The organism is Serratia nevei (assembly GCF_024160145.1).
GTDB classification, from domain to species: Bacteria; Pseudomonadota; Gammaproteobacteria; order Enterobacterales; family Enterobacteriaceae; genus Serratia; species Serratia nevei_A.
Map to the genome: position 1 here is coordinate 1 of NZ_JAMYWQ010000210.1, position 250 is coordinate 250.

At 53.2% G+C, this 250-nt stretch carries 1 rRNA gene; it reads right to left on the reverse strand.

Annotated features, from left to right (window positions below):
• Window positions 1-250 (reverse strand): 23S ribosomal RNA (locus M6G53_RS25410); the annotation flags it as partial.

The following is a 250-nucleotide window of genomic DNA, read 5'->3' on the forward strand; positions in this document are numbered from 1 at the left end:
CCTGACCACCTGTGTCGGTTTGGGGTACGATTCAATGTTACCTAGAGCTTAGAGGCTTTTCCTGGAAGCAGGGCATCAACTACTTCTGCACCGTAGTGCATCGTCATCACGCCTCAGGGTTAGTATGCAACCGGATTTACCAGGTCACACCCCCTACACGCTTAAACCGGGACAACCGTCGCCCGGCTAGCCTAGCCTTCTCCGTCCCCCCTTCGCAGTAACACCAAGTACAGGAATATTAACCTGTTTC